The sequence below is a fragment of the Halorubrum coriense DSM 10284 genome (assembly GCF_000337035.1).
GTDB classification, from domain to species: Archaea; Halobacteriota; Halobacteria; order Halobacteriales; family Haloferacaceae; genus Halorubrum; species Halorubrum coriense.
Map to the genome: position 1 here is coordinate 45,292 of NZ_AOJL01000024.1, position 23,243 is coordinate 68,534.

Here is a 23,243-nt window from a genome sequence, read left to right on the forward strand (position 1 = left end):
ACAGAGCGTGGTTTTTATAAACGCCGCCACGTCGTCGGACGTATGCAGACCCACATCGTTCCGGTCGGGTTCGACTACGACCGGATGATCGCCCCGCTCATCCGGGACCAGTTCGACGTGGACCGGGTGATCCTGCTGGAGGGGACGGTCGGGAGCGAGGCCAACGTCGAGTACTCGCGGAACATCGCGCGCAAGCTCGAACAGGACTTCCGGAACCTGCTCGGCGCGGAGACGGTCCGCGAGCGACTGGACGACGTGTACGACTACGACGCCGCCTTCGAGCGCGCCTTCGACCTCATCAACGCCGAGCTCGACCGTGACGAGGGCGTCGACGACGCCGACGAGCGCGAGGTGTGGGTGAACCTCTGTTCGATGCCCCGGCCCGTCTCGTTCGCGTTCGCGACCGCGGCCCACTCGATCATGGTCGAGCGGCAGACCGACCGCGACCGCATTCACACCTACTACACGGCCCCGGAGAAGTACCTCGAGACCGAGCTCGCCGAGGAGCTGCGCGCGACGCGGGACCTCCTGCGCGACCTCGACGACGGGAGCGACGCCGAGGCGCTGGCGGACGCGGGCGTCGACGCCGACCGCGTCGCGGACCGGCTCGCGAGCACGACGGACCTCCTCGCGGAGTTCGACGAGCGCGGGACCACCATCGGGGCGAAGCGCATCGGCGACCGCCACGTCATCGAACTCCCGGTGGCCTCCTTCCAGAACGTCAAGCCGTTCGAGGAGCTTGTGCTGTTCACGCTCGGCGAACACGGCGAGTTCGAGTCCGTCTCGGAGCTGGCCGAGACCCTCGCGGCCGAGCTCAACGAGGAGTACACCGACTCGTTCCGCTCGAAGGTTATCTACAACGTCGACCGGCTCGGCCCGGGCGGCAAGGGGTACATCGAGCGCGAGGAGCACGGGAAGTCCTACCGGACGAGCCTCTCGCGGATCGGGCAGCTGTGGGTGCGCGCGCACGCCGACGAGGATCGCGACGTGGCGTGAACAGACCCTGGCGAATCGGCTGTTGATCGATACAGTAGGTCTAGCGGAGCGCCGACGGGCAGCGTCGAACCCCCGGCCGCGCCGACCCCCCGACCGCGCCGACCCCCCGGCCGCGCCGCTCGCGGGCACGCGACACCGTCCGACACGATTGATCACTTCTCGCTCGATCGGTGTCGCGACCCGCCCGTTTATCACGATGGAACCGGGATCGTTAGGGGATGAGTTCGGGGGGCGATTCCGGCGCGAACGGGCCGGACGAGCGCGGAGACGGGAGAGCGGAGAGCGGTGCGAACGAGTTCGACTTCGCGACGCCCGCGACCGACCAGTCGTTCGAGAACGCGCTCGCGAAGGCCCGCGACGGGGTTCGCCTCACCGTCGACGACGCGACGGAACTGCTCGCGACCGGCACGGAGGCGTCGGGGATCGACCCCGTCCGCAAGGAGGCGGTGTTGGAGGCCGCCGACCGGCGGCGGCGCGAGGCGGTCGGCGACGAGGTCACCTTCGTCGCCAACCTGAACAACAACGTCACCACGGCGTGTAACACCGGCTGCCTGTTCTGTAACTTCAAGGACTCCGCGCACGCGTTCGAGGCCGACAGCGACGTCGAACACGCGGGGTTCACCAAGCCGCCCGCGGAGTCGCGCGCGGTCGTCGAGGACGCCCTCGACATGGGGGTCTACGAGGTGTGCTCCGTCTCGGGGCTCCACCCCGCGTTCGCCCTGAACGAGGAGCATCACGAGACCCTCGCCGGGTACGACGACCCCGCGAGCGAGGTGAACTACAAGCCGCCCGAGGCGTACGCGACCGACCCCGGCACCTACGTCGAGCAGATGGACGCGATGTCGGTCGGCGGCGTCCACCTCCACTCGATGACCCCGGAGGAGGCGTACCACGCCTCCCGGGGCACCGACTGGGAGTACGAGGCGGTGTACCGCGAGCTGGCGGCCGCCGGGCTCGACTCCGCGCCGGGCACCGCCGCCGAGATCCTCGTCGACGAGGTCCGCGACGTGATCTGCCCGGGGAAGATCCGCACGGGCGACTGGGTGGCGGCGATGGAGGGCGCGGCCGCCGCCGGTCTCGACGTCACCTCGACGATGATGTACGGCCACGTCGAGACGGTGGCGCACCGCGCGCAACACCTGAAGGTGATCCGCGACCTCCAGGACCGCACGGGCGCGGTCACGGAGTTCGTCCCGCTCTCTTTCATCCACCAGAACACGCCGCTCTTCCGGCGCGGCGTCGTCGACTCCGGGCCCTCGCGCGCCGAGGACGAGCTCGTCGTCGCGGTCGCGCGGCTCTTCTTGGACAACGTCGAGCACGTTCAGGCCTCGTGGGTGAAGTCGGGCGACGCCCACGGGCTCAAGCTGCTCAACTGCGGCGCGGACGACTTCATGGGGACGATCCTCTCGGAGGAGATCACCAGCCGCGCGGGCGGCGAGTACGGCGAGTACCGGTCGTTCGACGACTACGTCGAGATGATCACGGCGATCGGCCGGACCCCGGTCGAGCGGTCGACCGACTACCGGACCCGCCGCCGGATCGACCCCGACGACGGCCCGCACGGCCCGCGGCTCGGTCCCCGCGCCGACGGGACCCCGCTGCTGTCGAACCGCCGACCGGGCGGCGGCGCGGTCGGGACGCCCCCGGCCGACGCCGACGACTGAGTCCGCGTCGCCCGCCGAGTCCGCGCCGAGCCGACCTGTTCGACGCCGAACACGTTCCGCCCGACGGCCGGCGACTCTCATCGAGTGAGAACCCCCGGCACCCCCTTTATCATGGCACACGTCCCCACGTGTGAAATGACCGCACCCGACGCACAGCCGGCCGGCCGTCAGAGAGAGAGCGACCGCGACGACCGCGGGGAGAGCCTCGACGCGCCGTCGCTCACGCGCTCCGACGAGCGGCTGTTGGCGTACCTCGACGACGTGGGGACGGACTACCCGGCCTTCGTCGCGGGCAACACGGGACTGTACGCCGACCACGTCGAGTCGCGGCTGGAGGCGCTCGCGGCCGCGGGGCTCGTCGAGCGGGTGACNGGCAGTCTACCGCCTCACCGACGCGGGACGGGCGGCGCTCCGCGACGACTGTCCGCGCTGGTCGGACTGACGCGCTTCGCCCGCTCGGGTCGCGGAGAGCCTACCGCCCGAGCTCCGCGTGCGCCGACGAGAGGTGTCGCGAGCCGAGCGCCGCGAGCAGGTTCAGCTCGCCCGCGAGCGCGCAGACCGCGATCGACTCCGCGAGCGCGTCGGCGTTGCTGCCGGGGGGGTCGCCGCCGCCGGCGACGCCGAGGATCTCCAGGCTCGCTTGCTGCGTCGGCAGTTTCGTCCCGCCGCCGACCGTCCCCACTTCGAGGCTCGCCAGCGAGACGGAGACGTAGAGGTCGCCGTCGGCGGTCGTCTCGGCGGTCGTGATCGCGTTCGCGCCCTCGACGACCTGCGCCTCGTCCTGCCCGGTGGCGAGGAACATCGCCGCGACCGCGTTGGCGACGTGGGCGTTGAAGCCGAGCGCGCCGGCCTTCGCGGAGCCGACGAGGTTCTTTCGCGTGTTGATCTCCGCGACCGCCTCGGGGGTCGTCCGGAGGCGGTCCTCGACGACCGCGCGGGGGATCGTCGCGTCCGCGACGACCGAGCGCCCGCGGCCCTCGACGGCGTTGATCGCGGCCGGCTTCTTGTCCGAACAGAGGTTGCCCGACAGCGCGACGAGCGAGGCGTCCGTCTCCGCCTCGACGGCGTCGCAGGCCTCCCGCGTCGCGATGGTGGCCATGTTCATCCCCATCGCGTCCTTCGTGTCGTAGCGGAACCGCAGGAAGACGTTGTTGCCGACGACGTACGGCGTCACGTCCAGCAGCTCGCCGTGGCTCGTCGTCGACTCCGCCGCCTCGGCGAGCGCGGGCTCGTTGTCGCGGACCCAGGCGACGAGCGCCTCGGCCTCGGCGACGCCCGCGACCCGGAAGACGGGGGCCCGGGTCATCCCGCTCTTGGTCACCCGCGCGGTCGCCCCGCCGCCGGCCTCGATGGCGGAGCAGCCGCGGTTGATCGACGCGACGAGCGCCCCCTCGGTGGTCGCCAGCGGGAGGTAGCGCTCGGCCGAGCGGTCGCCGCCGTCGACGGTCACCGGCCCGGCGACGCCGACGGGGACCTGGACCCCGCCGAGGGTGTTCTCGATGTTCGAGCCGTGGACCGCGTCGGCGTCGAAGGCGTACTCGCCGAGCGGGTCGAGGTCGGCGTCGGTCGCCTCCGCGACGAGCAGCCGGCGCGCGGCGGTCGCGACGTCGGCGTCGGCGTGGTCTTCCAGCTCGTGGAAGCGGAGGTCGCCGTCGCGGACCCGGGTCGCGAGGTCCGCGGGAGTCGGTTGCGACATGCCGGCCTCTCCACGCGGCGGGCGCTAATTACTGTCGGTTCCGGGGCCTTCGAGGGTCGCGTCCGCGGCGGAATCGGCCGCCTACCCGCCGACGAACCCGGAGAGCCGCTCGCGGAGCGACTCGCCGCCGAGCTTGAGGTAGTAGGCGTCGCCGCCGTCCTCGTAGTAGCCGTCGATGCGGCGGATCACCTCGAAGCCGAGGTGCTCGTAGAAGCCGAGCGCCTGCCGGTTGGTCGTGCGCGCGTGGCAGGTGACCGACCGGTGGTCCTCCGCGACGTCGGCGACGAGCCGCTCGGCGTAGCCGCGGCCGCGGTGGTCGGGGTTGACCGCGAGGAAGAGGATGTAGCCGTCGCGCCGGACGGAGGCGAACGCGACGAGCCGGTCGTTCTCGACGAGCAGGTGGGCGGTGGACCGGCGATACGCGTCGACGAAGAAGCCGCGTCGCTGTCGGAGGACGCCCTCCGCGGATCGAATGCGCTCTTTGAGTTCCCACGCGGCGGTCGCGTAGTCGGACTCGCCGGGCGGGTCGACCCGCTTTTCGACGTTGACGCTCACTGCGATGACCTAACACGCCAGCGGAATATAACTCCACCGCCAGCGGGGACCGTTGCGGTCGGTAGCCCCGCTCTCCGTGGGTCGGCACCCGAGCCGAACCCCGACGCCGACGCGGTTCGAGCGCTCGACGGAAGCGTTTTGCCGCGGCCCGGCGTGGTCGCGATCAATGACCGACGAGTCGTCGGGGGTCGCACTGCTCCGACGGGCGTTCCTCACCGGCGTCGCCGTCGTCGTCCCCGCCGTCATCACGCTGGCCGTCCTCGCGTTCGCCTTCAACGCGGTGTACGACTATCTGAACCTGTTCTCGTCGGCGGTCGTCGCCGTGACGCCGGGAGACGGGCTCCCGGTGATCGGCGCGGTCTCCCGCGAGCTCGCGATCGAGGTCGCGACCCCGGTCGTGTTCGTGGCGACGATCCTCCTCTTGGGCGCCGGCGTCGAGTCCTCGCGGTACGGCGAGCGCGCGGTCGACTACGTCGACGACGCGGTCGAGCGGATCCCGGGCGTCGGCTCCGTCTACCAGGGGTTCCGCCAGATGAGCGACGCGATGCTCGACTCGGAGGGCGGCGGGAACTTCCGCGAGGTCGTCCTCGTGGAGTTCCCGACGGAGGACACCTACACGCTCGCGTTCGTCACGAGCGAGACGCCGGACGTCATCGCGGACCACGCGGACGGCGAGGGGGAGGGCATGCGGACGCTGTTCATGCCGATGGCCCCGAACCCGGTGATGGGCGGCCACGTCGTCTTCGTCCCCGACCGCCGGGTGGTCGACGTCGAACTGACCGTCGACGAGGGGATCCGCGCCCTCGTCACGAGCGGGGTCGCGTTGGAGGGGGTCGCGGCCGACATCGACGACGTCGACCCGGAGGACCTCCGCGCCGGCGCGCCGGAGCGGACCATCGACGCCCGGTTCCCCGCCGACGGGCGGCCGGGGAACGCGGACGAGCCCCGCGGCGGGACCGGCGACGGCCACCAAGGGGGCGACGAGCGATGAGCTACGAGCTCCGCGACCACACCGCCGACGTCGCCGTCGAGGCGACGGGCGACACGCTCGCGGCGCTGTTCGCGGCGGTCGCCGACGGACTCACCGCCGCGAGCGCGGAGTCCGTGCCGGCGACGGGCGGCGATCGGTTCGACGTCGAGGTCACCGCCGAGAGCCGGGAGGCCCTGCTGTTCGACTACCTCGACCGGCTGATCTACGAGCGCGACGTGCGGCTCGTCCTCCCGGCCGACCACCGCTGTGCGGTCGTCGAACCGAACGAGGCGGCCCGCGAGGGCGACTCCGCGGACCCGGACGCGTGGCGGCTCGCGGCCGGCGCGCGCGGCGTCCCGCTCGACGCGGTGGCCGCTCGGGAGATCAAGGCCGTCACGTACTCCGAGATGGCGCTCGAACGCCGAGGCGACGGGTGGTACGCGTACGTCGTGTTCGACGTGTGAGACCGCGCGCTGAAACGTGAGGAACCATTATAGTTATCGAGTGCGTTGATAACGTATGTCACACACAGAGCGGAGCGACGGGAGCGGTCCGCCGGTCGCGCAGCGGCGGTGGCGCGCGGGAGCCGTCGGCGGACTCGTCGCCGGCGCGGCGATGGGCGGCGTGTTACACTTCGGACTCGGGCTCATGCCGACGATCGGCGCGCTGGTCGGCGTCGAGACGGTCCTCGGCGGCTGGGCCGTCCACCTGTTCAACAGCACCCTGTTCGGCGCGCTGTTCGTGGCGGTCTTCGATCGGCCCTTCTTCGCGGAGCTACGCGGGGACGTCGGCGGGTGCCTCTCGCTCGGCGTCGTCCACTCCGCGCTGCTCGGGGTGCTCACCGGGGGGCTGCTGTTGCCGGCCGCGATCGCGATCGAGGGGGCCACCGCGCTGCCGGTGCCGACGCTCCCGGTGCCGGGACTGACGGCCAGCTTCGAGTTCGGCGCGGTCATCGCGGTGGCGCACCTGCTGTACGGGCTCGTCCTCGGTCGGGTCTTCGCCGCGTTCACGCTCGCCGAGGGGGCGATCGGCTGGCTCCCGATCGACCCGCTCGACCAGTGAGCGGTCGCAGTTGGGCGGCCGGCGTCGACATCGACGGACCCGCCCGCGGCGCCGCCCGCTGACGCAACGCCCTTGCCTCCCCGCGTCGAACGCCGGGTATGACCACGCGTGAGTTCGACGGGATCCGGCTGGAGAAGGTGCGCGAGCACGTCTGGGAGATCCCCCGCGAGGGCGAGATGAACGTCCCCGCGCGCGTCCTCGCCAGCGAGTCGCTCCTCGAGGAGATCGGCGACGACGACTCGCTCCGGCAGCTGAAGAACGCCACCCACCTGCCCGGGATGGTCGAGCCCGCGCTCTGTATGCCCGACGGCCACCAGGGGTACGGCTTCCCCGTCGGCGGTGTCGGCGCGATCGACGCCGAGAACGGCTGTATCTCTCCCGGAGCGGTCGGCTACGACATCAACTGCTTGCCGGGCGACACCGACGTTCGACTCTCGTTCGGTCGTCGAGCCCCGCTGGAAACGCTTCGGGACCGATTCGAGGACGAGCGTGCGACCGTCGCGACCGGTGATGACCTACTGACGTCGGAAATTCAGTTGTTCACCGAATCAGGGTCGAAGCCGGTATACGAACTCGAAACGTCGACTGGTCATCAAATCGAGGCGACCGGTGACCATCGATTTGAGACTCCAGACGGGATGGTCACCGTTGACGACCTCGACGCGGGCGACGAGGTGTACGTCCACCCATTCAAGGGACTCGAACACGAGGCCCCTGAGGACTTCACCGTTCTCTCATCAGCGGATTTCGAAGATGCGAACCCCCAGCTACGTCGGGTTTTAGAAGAACGGGGGCTGCTCCCGCTCCGCTCAACGGACGAGATATTCAACCGACTACTCAAAATTGTCGGCTTCCTCCTCGGTGACGGGTCCTACGGTGGCAAGGGGCAGACGTGGTTCTACGGGTCTCCCGAGGAGCTGGAGGAGATACGAGACGATGTCCGTGCCATCGGGTTCAAGCCGTCAAAAATATACGAACGCGATCGGTCACACGACATCGACGGGAACAACTTCGAGCGAACGGAGTACAGCTTCAAAACAACCTCTAAGGCGCTTCGACGCGTGTTTGTCGAACTCGGGGTCACGGAGGGAGCAAAAGTATCGTCGGGATTCACGACACCAGACTATCTCGATCGACTCCCTGACTGGCAGCAGGCGCTCTTCTACTCGACGTATTTCGGCGCCGAAATGAACGCCCCAGCGACACAACACGACAAGAACCTCTACTGTCCGAAGGTTTCACAGACGCGAACACTGGACACCGAAGCATCGGGGAGGGCGTTTCTGGAGGACATGGCCGCGTTCCTCGATCGAGTCGGTATCCGGACGAACGACATCGAATCGTTCGAGACGGACACGAACAGTTCGGCTCCGACGGTCCGGCTCCGGTTGGGCGTAAAAAACGACTCAAAGAACCTAATTCGGTTCTTCGGTCGCGTCGGCTATCGGTATCACCCCGAAAAGCAGCGCAGCGCGATGGAAGCCGTCCAGTATCTGCGAGCCAAAGAGCAGGAAATCGAGCGACGGGAAGCGATAGCCTCAGAGGCGAAGGCACTCGCAGACGGCGGCTGTGACGTCTCGGACCTCGTGGAGCGGTTCGATATCAACGACCGGTTCCTCGAACGGAGCGTCTGGAGCGGGCGCGAAGGTCGCCCGCGCCCCGGTGATGAGTTCCCCGGATTCGACGAGTATCGTTCCGAACTTACCGTCCGACCGGACGGTGCCGTCGCCGTCGAAGTCGAGCGTATCCGCGACGCGGGGTCGAAACCGGTGTACGATCTCGGCGTGACACACGACGCCCACACGTTTCTCGCGAACGGGTTCGTCGTTTCGAATTGCGGCGTCCGGATGGTGCGGACGAACCTCACCTACGACGACGTGCGCGGCCGGGAGGAGGAACTGGTCGACGCGCTGTTCGAGGCGGTTCCCTCCGGGCTCGGCGGCGGCGGCGTCGTCAAGGGAACCGCGGACGCCGTCGAGGGCGCGCTCGAACGCGGCGTCGAGTGGGCGGTCGAGGCGGGGTACGGGATCGAGAGCGACCTCGCGCACTGCGAGGACGAGGGGCGTCGCCCCGACGCGCGTCCGGAGCACGTCTCCCAGAAGGCGATGGACCGCGGGCGCAACCAGATGGGATCGCTCGGCTCCGGCAACCACTTCCTCGAAGTCCAGCGCGTCACCGACGTGTTCCGCGGGGACGTGGCCGAGGCGTACGGGCTCGAAGAGGACGGCATCGTCGTCCTGATCCACTGCGGGAGCCGCGGGCTCGGCCACCAGACCTGTAACGACTACCTCCGCCGGATCGAGAAGGAACACGGCGACCTGCTCGCCGACCTGCCCGACAAGGAGCTCGCGGCCGCGCCCGCCGGCTCCGAGCTGGCCGAGGAGTACTACGGCGCGATGGGCGCGTGCATCAACTTCGCGTGGGTGAACCGCCAGCTGATCACCCACCAGGTCCGCGAGACGTTCGGCGAGGTGTTCGACGCCGACCCGATCGACGACCTCGGGATGGAGCTGCTGTACGACGTGGCACACAACATCGCGAAGAAGGAGACCCACGAGGTCGGCGTCGACGCCGAGGGCCGCCCCGCCGTCGGCGACGCGGCCGTCGACCGCGCCGAGCGCGAGCTGTACGTCCACCGGAAGGGCGCGACGCGAGCGTTCCCGGCCGGTAACGAGGACGTGCCGGAGACGTACCGCGAGGTCGGCCAGCCTGTCATCATCCCCGGCAGCATGGGCGCGGGGTCGTACGTCCTGCGCGGGGGCGACGAGTCGATGGGCGTCTCATTCGGCTCGACCGCCCACGGCGCGGGGCGGCTGATGAGCCGCACGCAGGCGAAACAGGAGTTCTGGGGCGGCGACGTCCGAGACGACCTCGAAGACGGCCAGCAGATCTACGTGAAGGCGCAGTCCGGGGCCACCATCGCGGAGGAGGCCCCCGGCGTCTACAAGGACATCGACGAGGTGATCCGCGTGAGCGACGAGCTCGGCATCGGCGACAAGGTCGCCCGCACCTTCCCCGTCTGTAACATCAAGGGGTGAGCCCGCGGCCGGCCGGACGGAACCGTCGCCGAAGTGCTACAGTCCCATCCCGCCGTCGACCGACAGCACCTCGCCGTGGACGTACTCGTTGTCGAGCAGGTACGCGACCGTGTCGGCCACGGCCGACGGTTCGCAGGCGTACTCGGGGAGGTGGGTGTCGACGTTCTCGTGCCCGCGGAACTCGATCGATTCGAGGTACGCGACGATCTCGTCGTTCATCTCCGTCTCCACCGGACCCGGGGCGACGGCGTTGATCTGAACGCCGTCGGGACCCAGCTCTCGGGCGAGCGCCCGCGTCAGGCCGTGGAGTCCGGCCTTGCTCGCGGCGTAGCCGGCGTCGACCGTCCCGAGCGTCCCACCGACGCTGGAGACGAAGACGACGTCCCCGCCCGCCTCGCGAAGGTGCGGGGCCGCCGCGCGGGTGACGCGGAACGCCCCGGAGAGGTTGGTGTCGATCACGGAGTCCCACGCCTCATCGGTCGTCTCTTCGAGGCGGTGCGGTCGCACGATTCCCGCGTTGTTGACGACGGCGTCGAGACCGTCGAACGCGTCCGTCGCCTCCGCCACGAGCCGCTCCGCGTCGCCGGCGTCCGAGACGTCGGCCCGCACCGTGACGGCGTCGCCGCCCGCCGCCCGGACCGCGTCCGCCGTCTCCGCGGCACCTCGTTCGTCCTCACGGTAGTTGACGACGACGCCGCGATCGGCCAGTTCGACGGCGATCTCTCGCCCGACTCCGCGGCTACTGCCGGTGACTAGGACTGCCATGTGCGAGACATGTTATTACTTACTAATATCACTGACGAATACTCCCCGCGGACGATTTCGGTTCAACGCTCCCGCTTCGCCTCGCGGCCGAGGTGGTCCTCGACGGCGTCGACCTTCCGCGCCGCGGTCTCGTCGCTCGTCCGCTTGTCGTCGATCTTCAACACCGTCGAGACGCGGTCGCCGTCGACCGCGTCGTGGGCGGCCGCCGCGGCCGCGAACAGCGTCTCGGCGTCGTCGGCCTCGACGACGGTCCCCATCGGGTTCGTCTCGTAGCTCACGTCGAAGTCGTCGAGCACGGCGACGGCCTTCGCCACCTCCGCGGACATGCTCTCTTCGATCACCGGGGCGACGCTCAACATCGCGATGGCTGTCATGCTCCCGAGTGGGGCGCGGGCGCACTTAACGGGTCGCGCGAGCGACCGGCCCGGAGCGGGCGACCCGCGCCCCGTCGGCCCGCGAGCGGAAGCGTCGCCGCGGCGAGTTACTCCAGCGCGTCGCGGAGGAAGGAGAGCTGGTGGCCGATCGCGCCCTCGAAGTCGTCGCCGAGCACCGAGAAGTGGTCCGCGGGCATCGTGACGACCGTCCCGCGCGAGAGGCGCTCGCCGGCGTCGGCGACCGACTCGGCGTCGACGATGCCGTCGTCGGTCCCCGCGAGCAGCAGGGTCGGCGCGTCGATCTCGTCGAGCCGCGTCACCGGCCGGTAGCCGACGAGCCCCAACAGCGAGCGCGCGGGCGTCTCGTTGCGCCACGCCGACTCGCGGGCGACGAGGTCGATGTACTTGCGCTTCGTCCCCGGCTCGGTGATCGCCGCGCACTCCTCCGTCCCGCCCACGACGGGGACGGTCCGACCGCGACCGACTCGGTGACCGATCAGGTCGCGGAGCCCCGCCGCGCCGGCGCGGACGAGGTACCGACCGCCGCGTCGCGTCGCGATCGCGCGCCCGTCGAGCATCGGGACCACGCCGACGACGGCGTCCACGTCGCGGCGCTCCGCGGCGAGGGAGAGCACGTGCGCGGCCGACAGCGACGCGCCCCACAGGACGAGGTCGTCGCCCGCGTCGTCGACGCGGCCCGCGCGGTCGATGGCGCTCTCGTACGCCGCGCGCTGGCGGGCGAGGTCCACCGTCTGCGAGTCGCCGTCCGAGTCGCCGAACTCCGGGTGGTCGAAAAGGAGGGCGGCGTACCCCGCGTCGGCGAACCGCTCCGCGACGGCGGGGTAGCCGAAGGTCCGCTCCGCGCCGAGCCCCGGAGCCATCACGACGACCGGGGGGTCGGCGGCGTCGCCGCCGGGGAGGTACAGCGTGCCGCGACAGGTCGCGCCGTCGACGTCGAACGCGACCGCGCGGGTGGCGAACCGCTCGCGGGCCGGCCGCGCGAGGCGACGCTGCGCCCGGTTGACGGGGTTCCGGCGGGTCACCGGTCGCCCTCCGGTTCGGTCTCGCCGGCGGTCGCGTCGTCGGGGGAGTCACCCGGGTCGGCTCCCGCGTCCGCCTCGTGGGTGACGGTCTCCAGCACCCGGCTCGAGAACTCGGTCTCGGATATCTCGTAGCGGATGAGTTCCTCGAACCACTCGGCCTCGGCGTGCCACGTGCCGAGGACGTCGCCGGGGGAGCGCACGACGGTGCCCTCGACGCGGACGGGGTCCCACTCGTCGGCCTCCGCGCGGTCGATGAGCGCGTTGAGCGCGCGTCCGATCTCGCCGCGGTGGATCTCGCGGCCGGGGAACGCGGTCATGTACGTCAGATCCAGCGGGTCGTCCCCGTCGATCGATTCGACGCTGACGCCGTAGCTGCGGAGCGCCGGCTCCACGTCCGCCGTCCGCTCGTCGCCGGTCATACGCGATCCGTCGGCGGGACGGGATAAATCGATACCGGCACGCGGCGGAGTCGTCACTGGGCGAGTGACGATCCGGCGAAAGCCGCGGACGGGGTGCGGTCGCCGAGCGGCGACCGCAGATAGGTTGTCAGAGGCACACGATCATCCCGCGCGGCCGACTGACGATAATCCGCGGAGTGACATAAACGCTCGGGCCGGCCATCATTTATGCTGCTTCCGTCCGTACACGAGCGTATATGCTCACTGCGGCCGCGACGGCGCTGGCGCAAACAGACGACACCGCCGGCGTCGTCCTCGTCGGCGGCGCAGTGACTCTGCTCGCGTGGGTCCTGACGCCGCTGTGGCTGCTCGGCGTCCTCTTCGTCACCCCGGCCGTCGCGGTCGCAGCCCCCGTCGCGCTCGCGCCGTCGCTCGTCGCGCGCGGCTACTTCGTCCGGGTGACGCGCAGCGCGATCCAGTCCGGGGACGCGGGCGGCGCGCCGTCGCTCGTCGCCTGGGGAGAGCTGGTCCGGGACGGGGTCAAGTCCGCGGCGCTGTCCGCGGCGCTGCTCGCGCCGCTCGCGGGCGGCTTCGCGGTCGCGAGCGGCGTCGTCGCCGCGCTCGTCGCCGGACCGGTCGACCCGGGAGCGACCGCGGCGGCGGTCGAGTCGGCGCTCGGGCCGAGCGGGCCGACCGCCGTCGCGGTCGCCGCCGCCGGCGTCGGCGTGGCCTTCGCGGGGGCGTACCTCCTCGCGTTCGCGTACGTCCGCCCGGCGGCGCTCGCCGCGTTCGCCGCGTCCGGACGGCTCAGGGACGGACTGAACCCGCGCACGGTGGCGGACGTCGCCGCGACGGGCCCGTACGCCACGGCGTGGACGCTCGGCGTCGGCGCGCTCGCCGTCGGGTACGCCGTCGCTGTCCCCACCGCGCCGCTGGTCGTCGGGGTCGCGCTCGCCTTCCTGGTCCGCGTCGTCGCTCACGGCCTCTACGGGCGGGGAGCGGCCCGCGCCATGGCCGAGGGGTCGGAGGACCGGGGCGAGACGGGGCCGGCCGTCGGCGCTGCTCGCGCCGACACGCGCGCCGCCACCACGCGCCCCGGCGGCCGGGCGACCGGCGTCGCGGGCGCGGCTCGCGGCGCGGACGCGGCTCACCGCGCGGACGCGAGCCGCGGCAGGACGGCTCGCGGCGCGGCGACTGTTGAGGGCGACCGCGCGCCCGACGGACCGCCGGTTCGGCTCGTCTCGGGCGACGGCGGGCGACCGATGCGGAGCGAGCCGCCGGCCGCGGTTCAGGTCGGGCGGGCCGTGCCGGTCGACGGCGGGGGCGGCGACGTCGAAGGCGACGCGAGCGACGTCGGCGACGCGGCCGACACGGCCAGGGCTGACGACGTGAACGACACTGACGACGCGACCGCCGACCCGAAGCCGGACGCCGCTGCTCGGGACGACGGCTTCGAGTGGGGCCCGACTCTCGACGAGGCGGAAGACAAGGGTTGATACGGTCCCGAGCGAACGCTCGGGCATGCGCATCTCCGAGCGGGGGTACGGCGAGGAGGGCCGGGAACGGCTCACGCTGGTCCCCGAGAACGTGGACGACCTCTGGCACCTCGCGTACGTCCTCGAACCCGGGGACCTCGTCGAGGGCGACACCACCCGACGGATCCAGCGGAACGACGACCAGATGCGGGACACCGGCGGCCAGCGCGAGCACATCTTCGTCACCCTCCAAGTGGAGGACGTCGAGTTCGCGCGGTTCGCCAACCGGCTCCGCGTCTCGGGGGTCATCGTCGGCTGCTCGCGGGAGGACCAGCTCAACGCCCACCACACGCTCAACGTCGAGGAGCACGACGAGATAACCGTCGAGAAGCACTTCAAGCCGGACCAGACCGAGCGGTTAGAGGAGGCGACCGAGGCGGCCGAGAACCCCGACGTGGCCATCGCGACCGTCGAGGAGGGCGCGGCGTACGTCCACACGGTCCAGCAGTACGGGACCGAGGAGTACGCCTCGTTCACGAAGCCGACCGGGAAAGGCGAGTTCTCGCGCCCCCGCGAGGAGCTGTTCGCGGAGCTGGGCGAGGCGCTCGCGCACCTCGACGCCGACGCCGTGATCCTCGCCGGACCGGGGTTCACGAAGAGCGACGCGCGCGACTACATCGACGAGGAGTACCGCGACCTCTCCGACCGGATCACCACCGTCGACACCTCCGCCGCCGGCGACCGCGGCGTCCACGAGGTGCTCAAGCGCGGCGCGGTCGACGAGGTACAAAAGGAGACCCGCATCTCGAAGGAGGCGAGCCTCATCGACGAACTGACCGAGAACATCGCGACGGGCGCGAAGGCGACGTACGGCCCGGACAACACCGCCGAGGCCGCCGAGTTCGGCGCGGTCGAGACGCTGCTCGTCGTCGACGAGCGACTCCGCACCGAGCGACAGGGCGACGGCGACTGGAGTATCGACGTCAACGAGGTGATCGAGTCGGTCGAGCGGCAGGGCGGCGACGTGGTCGTCTTCTCCTCGGAGTTCGCGCCCGGCGAACAGCTGTCGAACCTCGGCGGCATCGGCGCGATCCTGCGCTACCGGCTCCAGTAGGGGTCCGGTTCGGGGCGAGCGGCGGTCGGCCCGGGGCGACCGGCGGCCGTGTGCTTATCCGAGCGCGCCGTCAACGTCGGATCGATGGCGGACCGATCCGGGGACGGCGGCGAGACGACCGCGGCCGAGTCGTCGGCGACGACCGACGACGCCGCAGGCGGCGCCGATCCGCTCCCCGACGACCTCGACGACGCGGGCGTCGACGAGGAGGTGAAACGCCGCCTGCGCGAGGCGTACCTCAACGACGAGGAGAACGCGCTGATCGTCACCCGGGTGCGCTCCGTCGGCGACCGCGTCGCCGTCGAGATGCGCCCGCCGCACGGCGACGCCACCCACACCGAGCGGTTCGACGCCCCCCGCGACGGCTCGCTTCGGGAGTCCGAGGCCTTCCTCGAGTTCTTAGAGGCCGCGGGGGTCTCGCCGCTCGACGTCGACGAGCTGGTCGGGGCCCGCGTGCCCGCCACGTACGACCCCGAGACCGGCTGGGAGGTCGACGCCGCGTACCGCGCCGAGTCGGACGGTGCGGGCCGGCTCGCGGCCGCTCAGAACTGGCTGTGGACCTATCGAGCGTGGCTGCTCGCGGGGCTGCTCGTCGGCGGGGAACTGGTGTTCGTCGCCGTGTTGATCCTGCTCTACGCGTGAGTCCGGGGGCGTGACGCGTCGCCTCAGAGCACGCGGAGCCGGTACCCCTCGGCGGCGGTCTCGTCGGTGACGCGCCCCGTTTCGAGCGCCGTGTCGAGGACCTCGGCGACGAACTCCTTCGGGACCTCGACGCCGATGAAGTCGGTCCCCTCCCGCGCCGTCGTCAGCCGCGCCATCGTTCGCTGCGTCCCGTCGTCGTTGTAGACGCTTCCGACGCGGTCGCCGTCGCGGAGGAAGCGCAGCGTCACGTCGGTCGGTTCGAGCGCGTCGAAGCGCACCTCGAACACCCGGTCGTCGCTTTCGAGCCGCGCGAGGATCGCGCCGTCGTGTTCGGTCACGGTGGTCTCCATACCCCCGCTACGGGTTCGACACACATGAACGGCGACACGCGGTCGGCGGCCGCGCTCGGGAGGACGGGCCGGCGTCAGTCCGAGTTCTCCGGATACGAGGTAGCCGACGACCAGCTGCGGTGCGGCGACGCCGACGAAGAGCAGGACGCCGATCAGCGCGGTGTCGCTCAGATCCGTCGCGACGCGACCGCCGTACGCCATCACCAGCCCGACCGTCATGAACAGGATTTCTCCCGCTCTCCGCTAGTGGGACATAATTATAGCCGAGAGACATAGAAAGGGATTGAAATTGTCAACTCGGTAGTAGTTGGTTACACCGACTTGGAGAGAGCGGAGGGTTTTGCTGGCGTTAGTATTATTCGACAAGTTAAGATTTGTCGTTGAATTGATGTAGTTCGGAAGAAACCCGTTTTATGTGCTAAACCTCGCTAACATTCTTGCCACAGGTGGATTAGGGCTTGATATTGTTGGCGCCGCAGTCATTGCCCTTCCCGACGTCCCAAGACTGAGACTTGTTCTTGAGTCGGCAGTCATACGGAAGGGACTTGAAAAAATGGAGAGTACAGGGATTCAACAAGGGGAAATAGGATACTCACACCTCAAGGAGTTACTTGAGACGAAATACGGCGTTGATTTTCCATCCGATGTATGGGCTTTCAGAGTTGGTCAATCCACTGCGTCAAGATATGGATATGAATCTGTGTTTTTATTCACCGACCCCGAGGATGAGTCGAAGCAAGTGGCCTTAGGTAAGGACTTGGGGGCTGATGTTGACTATCGTGTAGTAAGAAAACAAATCCGACCACTTCTCGACCGAGAGCAAGCTATTATTCGCGCAAGTGGCTTTCTACTATTGAGTCTCGGATTTCTGTTCCAAATAGTGGCGCGATTTATTTAATCAATTTATTTGGCCTACGTCGCCCGCGCAATTCCACCCCTACCACCACGCGAATAGGGACCCGCCCGTTGTGTAATCTTGACGGGACCTTTGCGTGGTGTCCGTCGGTTTGAGTGACGGGCGAAAAATAGAGAATAGGCTGCCTATCAGACTGGTTGAATAAACAGACAGGTGCGAACCCGCCCGTCTAATAAAGGTCCAAAATTTGTGTAGTCGTTTGTTTACACCAAATGCCTACTTCCCCCAGAAGGGGTCGCGCTTCCGGCGCGTTTCGAGGTAGCCCTGGAGCGCCTCGCGCTCGTCGGCGGTGATCTCCTCTTTCAACTCCTGTTCGAGGATCTTCGCGTGCTTCTCGGGCACCTCGGTCCAGAGCGTGTCGCCCTCCTCGATGTCGCGGCCGACGGTCGGTCCGTCGATGGCGATGCTGACGCGCTCGCCGGCGCGCGCCTCGTCGACGTCGTCGCCCTGTTTTTGGATCCCGGAGAGGTCGCCGACGCGCTCGAACTCGTTGCCCTCGAAGTAGCCGACGTTGCGGTTGTTCTGGAGCGTGCCGGAGATGACCTCGACGCCGACGACCGCGGGGTCGTTCTGCCGGAACGTGTGGTCGGGGAGGATGCGGAAGCGAGCGGGTCGGACCACCTTGTCCAGCACCGTCTCCTGTTGCGCGCGCTGCTTCTCCTCCACGTAGCGCTCGTAGTCCTCGACCAGTTGGTAGATGACCTCGTTCTTGAACAGCTTCACGTCGGCGTTTTCGAGGTCCGACTCCGCGTTCTTGAGGAGGTCGACGTTGAACCCGAGGATCGCCTTGTGTTCGTCCTGGTTCGCGGTCTCCGCCACCGCGATGTCGCGCGGCGCGATGTCGCCCACCTCGGCGCGCAGGATGGGGACCTCCGCCTCGCGGAGGGCGTTCGCCATCGCCTCCAGCGAGCCGAGCGTGTCGGCCTTGACGACGACGCCGTTCTCCGAGGTCTCGACCTCGATCTCGGCGAGCTCGGCCTTCACCTCCTCGACGACCTGGTCGACGGTGCGGTCGCGGACGACCCGGACCGGCGCGCCCGCCATCGCATCGTCGAGGTCGGGCGCGGCGATCTTCACGCCGGCCGCCGCGCCGATCTCGCCGACCTTCTCGAACTGCTTCTCCGTCCGGATCTCCGCGAGCGGGCGTGGGCGGAGCAGCGCGCGGATCTCCGTGACGATCGGCTCGTTCTGGCCGCCCACGACGACCGTGTCGCCGTTGCGGATCACGCCGTCGTAGACGACGGTGTCGACCGTCGCGCCGAAGCCGCGCTCGTCTTTCACTTCGAGGACGGTCCCCTCGCCGGGGCCCGTGACGTCGATGGCCATCTCCTCTTTCATGAACCGCTGCGACAGGCCCATCAGCACGGTGAGGAGGTCGGGAACGCCCTCGGCGGTGAGCGCCGACAGGGGGACGACGCCGATGTTCTTCTGGAAGTCCTGAACGCGCCAGTAGAGGTCGGCCGAGAAGCCGGCGTCGGACAGCTGGCCGATGATCTCGTAGAGGTTCTCGTCGAGCATCGACTTCGCGCGCTCGGACTGCGCGTCCATGCTCTTCTGGATCGGCTCGCCGTCCTGCGGGTTCCACCCCGGCGTCGTGTCGACCTTGTTGGCCGCGACGACGAAGGGGGTCCCGGTCCGCCGGAGGATGTCTATCGCCTCCTCCGTCTGCGGCTGGAAGCCGTCGTTGACGTCGACGACGAGCACCGCGATGTCGGCGAGCGCGCCGCCGCGGGCGCGCAGCGTCGAGAAGGAGTGGTGTCCCGGCGTGTCGATGAAGAGGAGGCCGGGGAGGTCGAAGTCGGACGGGTCGATGAGCTCGCCGGCCATCCCGGAGATGGTGTCGAGCGGGATGTCCGTCGCCCCGATGTGTTGGGTGATCGCGCCGGCCTCGCCCTCGCTGACGGCGGAGCCGCGGATCGTGTCGAGCAGGCTCGTCTTGCCGTGGTCGACGTGACCCAGCACGGCGACGATGGGGGTTCGCAGGGTGTCCGCGTGTGTGTGGTCGGTCATATGTGATCGCCCCGAGAAGGTTATAGCGACTATTCGTCCCGGCCGTCAGTTAAGCCTTTCAAAACGCCGCCGTGAGCCGCGGGGAGCGAGGCCGTCGCGTCCGTCGCCCGTCGGACGGCCCGTGGCGTTTAAGACCGTTGCCCGGGACCGTGCGGGTATGGTCGACATCCTCGCGGAGAACCTCTCCGGGAAGGCGGTGATGAGCGCCGACGGAACGGAACTCGGGGACCTGTACAACATCACGATGAACCTCGACTCGGGCGAGTTAAACCACCTCCTCGTCAGTCCGCACGAGCAGCTCAGACCCGAGCGCGTCGACTTCGAGTTCGACGACATGGGGCGGCTCCGAGTACCGGTCGCGAACGTGCAGGCGGTGAAAGACTACATCGTCGTCGCCCGCTGATGCAGGTCCTCGACTCGTCCGCGTTCATCCACGAGTACACGACCGACGAGGACGTGGTCTCCATCCCGGCGGTCCACGACGAGCTGACCGGCGAGGTCGCGCTCCGGTTCGACGCGATGGAGGGCTCCGGCATGACGGTCCACGTGCCGGCCCCAGAGGCGGTCGACCGGGTCCGCCGCGCCGCGAAGGGGTCCGGCGACGCCGGGGAGCTGTCGGACACCGACATCCGGCTCATCGCGACCGCGCTGGAGCTCCACGGGACGCTCGTCACCGACGACTACGCGATACAGAACGTCGCCGAGCGGCTCGACCTCCCGGTCGAACCAATCGCGCGCGAGGGGATCACCGAGGAGCGCGAGTGGCGCTTCCAGTGCGTCGGCTGTAACCGCACCTTCGACGAGAACAAGGAGCGGTGTCCGATCTGCGGCAGCGACCTGACGCGGAAGAACCCGGCGTGAGCGGGCCGCCGGAGCGGCGCGGCGCGAGCCGATCCGTCACGCGGCCGGTCCGCATGCGACCGGTTCGCACGCGACCGACCGATTGAACAGGCGTCCCGCCGACCGCCCGACATGAAGGCCTTCGAGGAGCTGTCGCCGGACGCCCTCCGCGCCGGGCGGGCGGACGCGCTCGACGACGCGGTCGCGACGGCGCTGGCCGCCCACCCGCTCGACGGGGTCGAGACCGAGTACCCGCACTATCAGGGGAGAGTGGAGGAGCCGGGCGCGCCGCCGCGACCCGCGGAGAGCCATCCGGTCTTCTACGGCTGTTTCGACTGGCACTCGGCGGTCCACAGCCACTGGGCGCTCGTCCGCGCGCTGCGGCTGGCGCCGGACCACCCGGACGGGGCCGCGATCGGGGCCGGCGTCGACGAGCGGCTGACCCCCGAGCACGTCGCGAGCGAGGTCGCGTACCTCGACGAGAACCCCGGCTTCGAGGAGCCGTACGGCTGGTCGTGGTTGCTGCGGCTCGCCGCCGAGCTCGACCTCTGGGACGACCCGCGCGCCGACGCGTGGCGCGAGACGCTCCGCCCGCTCGAGGACCGGGTCCGGCGCGGCACCCGCGAGTCGTTCCTCGGGATCGACCGCCCCCACCGTGTCGGCACCCACGGCAACACCGCGTTCGCGCTCGCCGGCGTGCTCGACTACGCCCGGGTCGTCGGCGACGCCGACCTCGAACGCGAGGCCGAGGCGACGGCTCGCCGGCTCTACGCGGACGACACCGCGGCGGTCGTCGGCGCGGAGCCGGTCGGCTGGGACTTCGTCTCGCCGGCGCTGACCGAGGCGGACCTGATGCGCCGCGTCCTCGACCCGGACCCGTTCGCGTCGTGGCTCAACGGCTTCCTCCCGGACCTGACCGCGCCGCCGCACGACGCGCTGCGGTCGCCCGTCGACGTGGAGCCGGACGAGGGCGACGGGGCCGAGATGCACCTGATCGGCCTCAACGTCTCCCGGGCGTGGTGTCTCGCGGGGCTCGCCGACGCGCTCGCGGGGAGGGACGGCCCCGCGGCGACCCGGCTGCGCGAGCCGCTGGGAGACGCCGCGCGCCGCCACGCCGAGGCGGGGGCCGCGGACGTGCTCACCGACGACTACGCGGGGTCGCACTGGCTCTCGTCGTTCGCGCTGTACCTGCTGACGCGGAACGAGGACGGTATCGCGCCGGGAACGGATTAGTTGGCACCCGTCGACTCGGGCGCGTCGCCCTCGATCCGGGCGGCGGCGTCGTCGTCGGCCGACCGAGCCGAGTCGCCCTCCGCGATGCCGAGGGCGTCCTCGGAGAGGTCGCTCCCGTCGAGGCGCGGGACGCGGTCCCGGAGCCGGGCGGCGGCGGCGCGCGCCTCCGCGAACTCCACCTCGGCGAGCGCGCGCACCAGCGCGGCGGCCCGCTCCGCCCGGGCGCGCTGCCACGACTCCTCGCGCGACTCGTAGGTGCGGATGGCGCGCAGGAAGTCGGCCTCGGAGAACTCCGGCCAGTACGGCGCACAGAAGTAGACGGCGGCCTCGTTCCCGTTCGCGTGCCACGGCAGGAAGTTCGAGGTCCGCTCGTCGCCGCCGGTCCGGACGATCAGGTCCACGTCGCGGATCGGTTTGTCGTACAGGCGCGACTCGACGGCCTCGACGTCGACGTCTCCGGGCGCCATCGCGCCGTCGTCGACGTCGCGAGCGATGGCGCGTGCGGCGTCGAGCAGCTCGGTCCGGCCGCCGTACGCCAGCGCGACGTTGAGCGTGAAGCGGTCGTTACCGGCGGTGCGCCGCTCCGCGTAGTCGACCGCGTCGCGGACGCGCGGGGGGAGTCTGGGCACGTCCCCGATGGCCCGGACGCGGACGCCCTGCTCGTGGACGCGGTCGGCGTCGGCGAACTCCCGGAGCTTGTGCTCTAAGAGGTCGAAGAGCGGTTCCAGCTCCTCGTCGGGGCGCTCGAAGTTCTCGGTGGAGAAGGCGTAGAGGGTGAGCTCCGAGACGCCGAGGTCGGCGCACCAGTCGAGGACGCGCTCGGTGGTATCCGCGCCGGCGCGGTGGCCCTCGGGGGCGTCGTCGCCGCGCTCGCGGGCGTACCGCCGGTTCCCGTCCTGAATGACGGCGACGTGGTCGGGGACGTCGTCTATCTCGCGGCGGAGGTGTCGCCGGTACGCGCGCCCGACGAGACCGCGGAGTCGTTTCCACATTGACCGAGACCACAGGCCCGAGCGGTATACCTTTATGGGTCGATCCGCCGACGGCCGACTCATGGAGGCCGCCTACGTCTTCCGCGTCGCCGTCCGCCTCGACCCGCCGGACGCCGCCGTCGACCCCGACCGGTTCGAGACGACGCTGGAGATCCCCGCGAGCGACCCCGGAACCGGCGGCTGGCTCTTCTTCCGCGACCGACTGTGGCGCGGCGAGGTCGGCGACGAGCCGTCGTTCCGCCGGCTGACCGAGGAGCGGCTGGGCGTCGCGGACGCCCCGGGCGTCGCGGTCGCCGCCGTCGACTTCCGGGAGCTGCGCACCGACGGGGCGTACCTCGACGCCCTGAAGGCCGAGATCGCCGCGGACCTGAGCCGTTTCAACGCCGACTCGGTCGACGAGGTCCTCCGCAAGTACCTCGGCTCGTCGGTCCACGTCCGAGACTGAACCGAGGCCGCGGAGCCGGGCGATCGGGGGGTTTTCCGCCGGTGGTCGGCGGCGGCCTCGGTGCGCCCGCGGGGTAGTGTTTAGATAAGCTGATTCCATGCGAAGGCGAACGCTTGTAACCAATTTTCGGCGGTACTTGGTTCGGCGTGGCTAAANGGTAGTGTTTAGATAAGCTGATTCCATGCGAAGGCGAACGCTTGTAACCAATTTTCGGCGGTACTTGGTTCGGCGTGGCTAAATGTATTTGAGAACTGGTTCGTTCGACGTTTTACTTCACGAAAGACACGTTCGACAGCATTCCGATTCCCATGTGTGACGTGTTGGAATCGGAGCCCGTGGCGATGGCAGGCCGCGTGTAACCACGGCGCACCGTCGACGAGAAAGATCGCGTCGTCGACCTGATGTTTCTCACGCAGTTCTGAGAGAAACATCGAGGACACAGCGCTGTTTCTCGTCGGATAAAGCCGCACGTGGAGCAGTCGGTTCGTGTCGGGATCGACAGCAGCGTACAGCCAATACTGTTCAGAGTTGAGCTGAATCACAGTTTCATCGACCGCAACGTGATTCGGATCAGCACCATCTGTCGGCTGTAAATCTGCTTTCTGTACCCACCGATGGATAGTGGTTCGATGGCGATTGACACCCAACCTTTCAAGAATCGAAAC

Annotated in this window: 25 protein-coding genes and 2 pseudogenes; 17 read left to right on the forward strand and 10 right to left on the reverse strand. The window is 69.6% G+C overall.

The genetic code is table 11. The features are described 5' to 3' along the window. The first annotated feature begins 42 nt into the window (after window positions 1–42). From C464_RS04935 to C464_RS19915, 3 genes and pseudogenes are all read left to right on the forward strand, one after another. Window positions 43–996: an HFX_2341 family transcriptional regulator gene (locus C464_RS04935; protein ID WP_006112484.1), complete on the forward strand. Its 954-nt coding sequence runs from the start codon at window positions 43–45 to the stop codon at window positions 994–996. A 218-nt stretch (window positions 997–1,214) separates the two neighbouring features. After that, window positions 1,215–2,660 carry a 7,8-didemethyl-8-hydroxy-5-deazariboflavin synthase subunit CofH gene (gene cofH / locus C464_RS04940; RefSeq protein WP_006112485.1) on the forward strand — a complete coding sequence of 482 codons (1,446 nt, stop codon included), beginning with the start codon at window positions 1,215–1,217 and terminating at the stop codon, window positions 2,658–2,660. Between the two features lie 135 nt (window positions 2,661–2,795). Further along, window positions 2,796–3,102, forward strand: a pseudogene (locus C464_RS19915) (DUF2250 domain-containing protein). Window positions 3,103–3,132: 30 nt separating this feature from the next. Here the strand turns inward: C464_RS19915 and hmgA are convergent. Continuing rightward, window positions 3,133–4,356: a hydroxymethylglutaryl-CoA reductase (NADPH) gene (gene hmgA, locus C464_RS04945; protein WP_006112486.1), complete on the reverse strand. Its 1,224-nt coding sequence runs from the start codon at window positions 4,354–4,356 to the stop codon at window positions 3,133–3,135. Window positions 4,357–4,437: 81 nt separating this feature from the next. Next, entirely contained in the window at window positions 4,438–4,911 is a 474-nt protein-coding gene (locus C464_RS04950; protein WP_006112487.1) for a GNAT family N-acetyltransferase, read from the reverse strand. Window positions 4,912–5,077: 166 nt separating this feature from the next. Between C464_RS04950 and C464_RS04955 the strand changes: the two genes are divergently transcribed. From C464_RS04955 to C464_RS04970, 5 genes and pseudogenes are all read left to right on the forward strand, one after another. After that, window positions 5,078–5,902: a DUF502 domain-containing protein gene (locus tag C464_RS04955; RefSeq protein ID WP_006112488.1), complete on the forward strand. Its 825-nt coding sequence runs from the start codon at window positions 5,078–5,080 to the stop codon at window positions 5,900–5,902. Continuing rightward, a complete protein-coding gene (locus C464_RS04960) occupies window positions 5,899–6,345 on the forward strand; it encodes an archease (protein ID WP_006112489.1) in 447 nt (148 codons plus the stop codon). Before C464_RS04955 ends, C464_RS04960 begins: the two co-directional genes overlap by 4 nt. 55 nt (window positions 6,346–6,400) lie before the next feature. Continuing rightward, window positions 6,401–6,943: a hypothetical protein gene (locus C464_RS04965; protein WP_006112490.1), complete on the forward strand. Its 543-nt coding sequence runs from the start codon at window positions 6,401–6,403 to the stop codon at window positions 6,941–6,943. A gap of 98 nt (window positions 6,944–7,041) precedes the next feature. Continuing rightward, window positions 7,042–7,350 (forward strand): annotated as a pseudogene (locus C464_RS19935) (RtcB family protein); the annotation flags it as partial. Further along, window positions 7,351–9,981: an RtcB family protein gene (locus C464_RS04970; RefSeq protein WP_343122413.1), complete on the forward strand. Its 2,631-nt coding sequence runs from the start codon at window positions 7,351–7,353 to the stop codon at window positions 9,979–9,981. It abuts the pseudogene before it with no gap. 36 nt (window positions 9,982–10,017) lie between these two features. Here the strand turns inward: C464_RS04970 and C464_RS04975 are convergent, their stop codons facing one another. The 4 genes from C464_RS04975 to C464_RS04990 all read right to left on the reverse strand — a co-directional run bounded on the left by C464_RS04975 (window position 10,018) and on the right by C464_RS04990 (window position 12,582). Continuing rightward, window positions 10,018–10,746: an SDR family NAD(P)-dependent oxidoreductase gene (locus C464_RS04975; RefSeq protein ID WP_006112492.1), complete on the reverse strand. Its 729-nt coding sequence runs from the start codon at window positions 10,744–10,746 to the stop codon at window positions 10,018–10,020. A 62-nt stretch (window positions 10,747–10,808) separates the two neighbouring features. Next, the gene (locus C464_RS04980; protein WP_006112493.1) at window positions 10,809–11,120 is read right to left on the reverse strand and encodes an MTH1187 family thiamine-binding protein; all 312 of its coding nucleotides are present in this window, start codon (window positions 11,118–11,120) and stop codon (window positions 10,809–10,811) included. A gap of 107 nt (window positions 11,121–11,227) precedes the next feature. Beyond that, window positions 11,228–12,163, reverse strand: a complete 936-nt coding sequence (locus C464_RS04985) for an alpha/beta hydrolase (protein ID WP_006112494.1) — start codon at window positions 12,161–12,163, stop codon at window positions 11,228–11,230. Continuing rightward, a complete protein-coding gene (locus C464_RS04990; protein ID WP_006112495.1) occupies window positions 12,160–12,582 on the reverse strand; it encodes a hypothetical protein in 423 nt (140 codons plus the stop codon). The genes C464_RS04985 and C464_RS04990 overlap by 4 nt, the downstream gene beginning before the upstream one ends. 236 nt (window positions 12,583–12,818) lie before the next feature. Here C464_RS04990 and C464_RS04995 point away from each other — a divergent pair, with 236 nt between their 5' ends. The 3 genes from C464_RS04995 (at window position 12,819) to C464_RS05005 (ending at window position 15,792) form a co-directional block, all read left to right on the forward strand. Then, the gene (locus C464_RS04995) at window positions 12,819–14,057 is read left to right on the forward strand and encodes a DUF4013 domain-containing protein (protein WP_006112496.1); all 1,239 of its coding nucleotides are present in this window, start codon (window positions 12,819–12,821) and stop codon (window positions 14,055–14,057) included. Window positions 14,058–14,082: 25 nt separating this feature from the next. Continuing rightward, the gene (locus C464_RS05000) at window positions 14,083–15,150 is read left to right on the forward strand and encodes an mRNA surveillance protein pelota (protein ID WP_006112497.1); all 1,068 of its coding nucleotides are present in this window, start codon (window positions 14,083–14,085) and stop codon (window positions 15,148–15,150) included. 84 nt (window positions 15,151–15,234) lie between these two features. After that, on the forward strand, window positions 15,235–15,792 hold the full coding sequence (locus C464_RS05005; protein WP_049910848.1) for a hypothetical protein: 558 nt from the start codon (window positions 15,235–15,237) through the stop codon (window positions 15,790–15,792). A gap of 23 nt (window positions 15,793–15,815) precedes the next feature. Here C464_RS05005 and C464_RS05010 read toward each other — a convergent pair whose 3' ends face one another. Beyond that, the gene (locus C464_RS05010) at window positions 15,816–16,142 is read right to left on the reverse strand and encodes a hypothetical protein (RefSeq protein ID WP_049910852.1); all 327 of its coding nucleotides are present in this window, start codon (window positions 16,140–16,142) and stop codon (window positions 15,816–15,818) included. 24 nt (window positions 16,143–16,166) lie between these two features. On the opposite strand from C464_RS05010, the gene C464_RS18375 reads away from it, so the two are divergent. Continuing rightward, a complete protein-coding gene (locus tag C464_RS18375) occupies window positions 16,167–16,418 on the forward strand; it encodes a hypothetical protein (protein ID WP_152420882.1) in 252 nt (83 codons plus the stop codon). 139 nt (window positions 16,419–16,557) lie between these two features. Beyond that, window positions 16,558–17,040, forward strand: coding sequence for a hypothetical protein (locus C464_RS18380; protein WP_152420883.1), 483 nt, complete (start codon window positions 16,558–16,560; stop codon window positions 17,038–17,040). Between the two features lie 234 nt (window positions 17,041–17,274). Here C464_RS18380 and infB read toward each other — a convergent pair whose 3' ends face one another. Next, window positions 17,275–19,068, reverse strand: a complete 1,794-nt coding sequence (infB, locus tag C464_RS05015) for a translation initiation factor IF-2 (RefSeq protein ID WP_006112501.1) — start codon at window positions 19,066–19,068, stop codon at window positions 17,275–17,277. A 157-nt stretch (window positions 19,069–19,225) separates the two neighbouring features. On the opposite strand from infB, the gene C464_RS05020 reads away from it, so the two are divergent. The 3 genes from C464_RS05020 to C464_RS05030 all read left to right on the forward strand — a co-directional run bounded on the left by C464_RS05020 (window position 19,226) and on the right by C464_RS05030 (window position 21,141). Then, window positions 19,226–19,471, forward strand: coding sequence for a PRC-barrel domain-containing protein (locus tag C464_RS05020; protein WP_006112502.1), 246 nt, complete (start codon window positions 19,226–19,228; stop codon window positions 19,469–19,471). Beyond that, entirely contained in the window at window positions 19,471–19,929 is a 459-nt protein-coding gene (locus tag C464_RS05025; protein ID WP_006112503.1) for an NOB1 family endonuclease, read from the forward strand. The genes C464_RS05020 and C464_RS05025 overlap by 1 nt, the downstream gene beginning before the upstream one ends. Before the next feature lie 111 nt (window positions 19,930–20,040). After that, window positions 20,041–21,141, forward strand: coding sequence for a DUF2891 domain-containing protein (locus tag C464_RS05030; RefSeq protein ID WP_006112504.1), 1,101 nt, complete (start codon window positions 20,041–20,043; stop codon window positions 21,139–21,141). On the opposite strand, the gene uppS is transcribed toward C464_RS05030, so the two are convergent. Next, entirely contained in the window at window positions 21,138–22,133 is a 996-nt protein-coding gene (uppS, locus tag C464_RS05035) for a polyprenyl diphosphate synthase (RefSeq protein ID WP_006112505.1), read from the reverse strand. The genes C464_RS05030 and uppS overlap by 4 nt on opposite strands. Window positions 22,134–22,194: 61 nt before the next feature. Here uppS and lwrS point away from each other — a divergent pair, with 61 nt between their 5' ends. Then, window positions 22,195–22,578 (forward strand): LWR-salt protein, encoded by a 384-nt coding sequence (gene lwrS, locus C464_RS05040; RefSeq protein WP_006112506.1) that lies wholly within the window; start codon window positions 22,195–22,197, stop codon window positions 22,576–22,578. 164 nt (window positions 22,579–22,742) lie between these two features. On the opposite strand, the gene C464_RS17285 is transcribed toward lwrS, so the two are convergent. Further along, the coding region (locus C464_RS17285; RefSeq protein WP_080510400.1) for an IS6 family transposase at window positions 22,743–23,243 on the reverse strand (501 nt) is incomplete at its 5' end.